The 5,015-nt window shown below is 40.6% G+C and carries 4 protein-coding genes and 1 pseudogene; 3 read left to right on the forward strand and 2 right to left on the reverse strand.

Going from position 1 to position 5,015, the window contains the following annotated elements; genetic code table 11:
- Nucleotides 1–312, reverse strand: a 312-nt coding sequence (locus JCM14108_RS15695) for a hypothetical protein (RefSeq protein ID WP_035181459.1), incomplete at its 3' end; no start/stop codon positions are given.
- A gap of 192 nt (nt 313–504) precedes the next feature.
- Here JCM14108_RS15695 and JCM14108_RS13455 point away from each other — a divergent pair.
- The 3 genes from JCM14108_RS13455 (at nt 505) to JCM14108_RS13465 (ending at nt 4,159) form a co-directional block, all read left to right on the forward strand.
- Nucleotides 505–2,061 (forward strand): glycosyltransferase, encoded by a 1,557-nt coding sequence (locus JCM14108_RS13455; RefSeq protein ID WP_035181461.1) that lies wholly within the window; start codon nt 505–507, stop codon nt 2,059–2,061.
- A gap of 2 nt (nt 2,062–2,063) precedes the next feature.
- The gene (locus JCM14108_RS13460; RefSeq protein ID WP_035181462.1) at nt 2,064–3,620 is read left to right on the forward strand and encodes a glycosyltransferase; all 1,557 of its coding nucleotides are present in this window, start codon (nt 2,064–2,066) and stop codon (nt 3,618–3,620) included.
- Between the two features lie 356 nt (nt 3,621–3,976).
- A complete protein-coding gene (locus JCM14108_RS13465) occupies nt 3,977–4,159 on the forward strand; it encodes a hypothetical protein (protein WP_035181463.1) in 183 nt (60 codons plus the stop codon).
- 85 nt (nt 4,160–4,244) lie between these two features.
- Here the strand turns inward: JCM14108_RS13465 and JCM14108_RS14740 are convergent.
- Nucleotides 4,245–5,015: pseudogene (locus JCM14108_RS14740) on the reverse strand (S-layer protein); the annotation flags it as partial.

Consider the following 5,015-nt stretch of genomic DNA (forward strand, 5'->3'; position numbering starts at 1 on the left):
CAAGCTCCATAAGGATGTCAGATTATTATCTAGAATAATAATGAAAACTGACATTAAACTGCTTAATATTAAAGCGTATGTTTTCTTCATTTTATAATACACCCTTGCTTTTATCCAAAAAATTATGCGCTCATAAACAGCTATTAGTAAAAGTAATATGGTAACTAGTGATAATAATCGCATACTGTTCGTATAAAATTGAGGCAAAGTCCAAAAAACGATGAGAACCATCATCACATTAAACGCTTCTAAAAATAGGATTTTCCTCTTAGGATACAATTCATCGTAAAATTTCCGTTCTTCTAATTTCATAATAACTTCACCTCAAAATTTTTTTATTAAGCTAATTGTAATCTGTCTTTTACAATTCTGCCATTATTATTTTTCCTTTACAACTGCCAATATACTTGAAACATCCCACTTTCCAGTCATTTCATATGATAAACTAGAAGTATCTTGTGTTATTTCTCAACTACTAGAAGACACGACAAGGAGCGTTTACACATGTACTTTTTCTATGATGACAATATCAGCTTTAAAAAGTCTGGTATTGAACATGCGGAAATTAAACGATTAAAGTTGTTTAACGAAAAGCATGTTCCAGCCAAAATCATTACCCGGACACTATCGCTAAATCTACATGACGTGACAGAGGATGCCGGTATTCCTGACGATCAATTCGTCAACCTATTCGATTTCTTTCAAGGAACCACTAACTTTAAACGCCGCAAAATGACAATTAAAGAATTGAAACTTCCTAAGAACGCAAAACTGAAGCCTGAAAAAGATAAAACCAAAACGGATGTCTTTGTTGGTGATCAGTTAGTGATGATCGTTGGTACCAAAACTGCCAAGGATGATCAGATCGACTGGGTTCAATATTCCGGTTTTAACGGTCGCCCAACTCGAATGGTTCGTTATGATACCCGGGGCTTTGCGGCTTTGGAACAATTTTTTGCCTATGACACAACCCTGGTTTCTGAACAGATCTTAAAACCGAATGGTGAAGTTGCGATTCGTCGGTTTACCATGCCACCTCGGAACGGTGAGCCTGAAACGTCACTTCACGAACTGGTTAATTACAATGGTCAAGACTATGATTTTGCGACCTACGAAGATTTAACTACCTTCTGGTTGGATCAACTCAATCTTTCAACCGGTGAAGCCAACACGATTATCTGTGATCGGGCTTACGAACTGGCCTACTCTATTCAAAAGATGGAAACACCGATTTATACCGTGATGTATCTACATAATAATCACGTAAATTCCGGTACCGATCACATGCACTCTGATTTTAACTATAATTACGAATACATGTTGGAAAATCGGAAGCGCTGGGACGGTATCGCTACTTTAACCCCTTGGCAGTATCAAGACTTTACGGAACGTTTTGGCAAGACAAAGCCGAATGTCTACATGATTCCGGGGGCCGTAACCGATCAGAAAATCTTGGAACGGCCACACGTTAAGTGGGCCGATCGCAAACCGAAGTCCGTTATTATGGTGGCGCGGCTTTCTGATGAAAAGCAACAAGATATCTTGATTCAGGCTTGGCCAAAGGTTCTCAAAGCCGTTCCTGACGCGACCCTTGATTTTTGGGGATATAGTAACAATAACTACGACAAGACGCTTGCTGACCTCGTGAACCGGCTTCACTTGAACGATGACATCACATTCCATGACTACACCAAGAATATTAGTGACGTCTATAATAAAGCCCAACTTTTAATCTTACCAAGCCGGGCAGAAGGACTGCCGCTAACGTTGGTTGAAGCCCAGGCGCATGGATTACCAATTGTCGCTACTGATATTAAGTATGGTCCAAGAGATGTGGTTAACGACGGCAAAGACGGTTACTTGGTTGAAAACCGCAACGTTGACCAACTTGCTGACCGAATCATTGAATTACTCTCAGATCCTAAAAAGCTGGAAACTTTCAGTGAAAATGCTTATAAGGATAGCTGGAATTATTCTTCAGATGCTGTTTGGGAAAAATGGCAGCCACTCATTAAAGACGCAGAGAAGCATGCAAGAATCCCGGAAAGTCTTGAGGTGTAATCATGTACTACTTTTTAAATCAATATATTAAAGCTTTAAATTCAAGTGTGGAACATGCCGAATTCCACCGCTTGGCACTTTTTAAACACGAACGGCTGAATGCCAAAATTGTTACCCGTGATTTTGACCCAATGGAAAAGCTGAACGCTGCCAGCTTTGGCTTAACCCAAGATGATATTCTCAATATGTACGACTACTTCCAGGGAACGGTTAGTGTTGAAGAAAAGCAGACCAGCACCAAAGGTCTGCATATTCCGATCAGCTACCAGGTAAAGAATGATAGTAACGTTTCAAAAGCTTATCAAGGTGGTCGCTTAGCTCAGGCGATTCACCATACACCCGGTCGCGTTGGTGAGATTGCTTCGGTCGACCACTATGATGAATTCGGCAATATCGCTAATCGGGAACTGTGGGATTCACGTGGCTTTCATTCTGCCAGTCAATTCCTAGATTTTGATGGTGCGCCACATGCCGAAATCTTATATCGTTTGGATGGTACCAGGGCGTTGGAACGTTCCTGGGAAATTACGGATGACCGTAAAGGCAGAGTTATTTTCAACATTCATTTGATTAACTATAAGGGCAATGACTTTTACTTTAATTCAGAAGAAGAACTGTTTACCTTCTTCTTGGACGAAATTAATCGTCAAAGTAAGGAAGAAAATACCTTTATCGCTGATCGACCAGGTGTTGCCGATACCTCATTGGTCAACATGACTACTAAAGCAAAGAAATACCTCTTCTTCCCAATTCTGCACGCTGCCAATCCGGAAGACTTGACGAATTCACCGCTTGAACCAAGTTATGAGGAAACTTTCAAGCATTTGGATAAGCTGGACGGCTTAATTACCATGACCGATAATCAAGCACGTCAATTAAGAATCCGCTTGAAGCGTCGTAAAGGAAAAGGTCGAAACATTCCGATTACATCAATTCCGGGGGTTGCTTTCAGTAGTAAAGAATTGAAAGCACCACGGATCCCGATGAATACCCGGTTAGGCAATAAGGTATTGTACGTTGGTCGACTGGGTGCGGATAAGGGCATCGATAATTTGATTCGGGCCTTTGTATTGGTCGTGCCACAAGTACCGGACGCTGTGTTGGATATCCGTGGTTTTGGGACACCGGATTATGTTCATTCTTTGGAACAGTTGGTTAACCAATTGAATCTTGGTTATAGCGTTAAGATATCAGGTTACACACCTGATATTGGCCCGGTTTATGATTCAGCCAAGGTCTTTGCCGGCGCCGCTCACCAAGATGCTTTCCCACTGGCAATGGCGGAAGCGACTGCACATGGACTACCATTGATTGCGTTTGATACTAATTTTGGTCCAAGCGATATTATTGACGATGGTACAAACGGTTACTTATTAACACCAGGCGACTTATATCAATACGCCCAGGACATCATTTCACTATTGACGGACGATACTAAACTTCAACGCATGAGTAACAATAGTTACGATACTGCCAAGAATTATGAATACAAGACCATTTGGAAGAAGTGGCGGACCGCTTTGGATATTAAGCCTAAGCGGAAAGTCTCTACTAAATAATTACTATCCAGACGATCATTAATAGTGAATAAGTCATAAAAGCGTGACATCATTTAATTTGATGTTGCACTTTTATTTATTGTACGTTAATGGGACAGTTTGACACTCGGAATTTATATCCCACTAATTTTGACAACCCTACCTTCATTTCAAAAATCGTAAACGAGGCATCAAGATTGTCGTCACAATCTTGATGCCTCTTACTTTAGGATGTTTGACAAAGAGCCCGAAAAAACTGAACCTATTAAAAAAGTCAAACCATCCCGGAAAGTGTTTCTCCCAGATTAGTTTGACTTTTCTAATTACTAATAAAACTTTTGTCTAAGCATCATAGCTTCACAACTCAGTACTACTTCGTGGAGCTTGAACTAGCTGAGCTTGACTGTGATGAAGTTGATGAAGATGACGAACTAGTCGAACTTGACTGTGATGGAGTTGATGTTGAACCCGATCCAGTTGTCGGCGTCGTTGTCGAAGCTGCGGGCGCAAATGGATCACTGGTATTGCTACCAGTCGAAGTTGGAAAGGCAGCTAATTGAGTTGGAGTAGCAGAGCTATATGAATATACAACTTGGGATGCACCAGTACCAAATGTACCATTAGCAGCATAAGATGGAGTGTAGTTCAATTGATACCAACCTTAAGGGTACCATTAGCATTGAATTGCGGGAATGCGCCTGACTTCAAGGCCTTCAATGAGGCTTTGCCATTTACATAATTCAACACATCTTGGCCTGTATACGAAGCACCTTGCGCTCCACTAAATAAATCAGTAGTATTCAATGCAGCAGGAGCAATATAAGTTTGTGCTGCAGCCTTAAGAATTGCACTATTTAACTTATTTAAGCTAGCACTATTCTTATCATCTTTAAGGTAATTATAGAGTGCTTGTTGGAAGTCATTAGTTAAAGTACCATCAGCATTGAACTGTGTAGTATCTTTGAACTCAATGTCACTGGTAAAGCCACTATCACCCTTAGCAACCGTAGTATCAAAGACAGACTTATTAGTACCAGCAGTAGCCTTCATTGGAACAGCATTGGTGACGTTTGTACCGTCAGTAGAATAAGGACTTAATTGTTGATATACGGTTGCACCTTTAGTCAAGCTAATTTTAGTTTCATTACCTGTCAAAGCTTGAGCAATAACAGCTTCGTTTCCGCCGGTCGTTAAGTCATAAGTGTATCCTGTACCGTTTAAAGCAGCTTTGATCTTTGCATTAAGATCGTCACGAACTGTGGTACCGTTTTGATCCAACTTCCATTGGTAAGTTCCGTTAGATTGTCTTACTAATGATCCTAAACTAGTGCCCTTGTTAGCACCGGCTTTAGTATAATCAAGAGAAGCAATCGTCTTACCGCTATTATCAACAAATGTTAAACGAACTGCGTTATC

Source organism: Lentilactobacillus farraginis DSM 18382 = JCM 14108, from assembly GCF_000583655.1.
GTDB lineage: Bacteria > Bacillota > Bacilli > Lactobacillales > Lactobacillaceae > Lentilactobacillus > Lentilactobacillus farraginis.

Bases quoted from the DNA above. Each gene is read 5' to 3' on its own strand.
- JCM14108_RS13455 (WP_035181461.1), top strand. From the start codon at position 505: ATGTACTTTTTCTATGATGACAATATCAGCTTTAAAAAGTCTGGTATT.
- JCM14108_RS13460 (WP_035181462.1), top strand. From the start codon at position 2,064: ATGTACTACTTTTTAAATCAATATATTAAAGCTTTAAATTCAAGTGTG.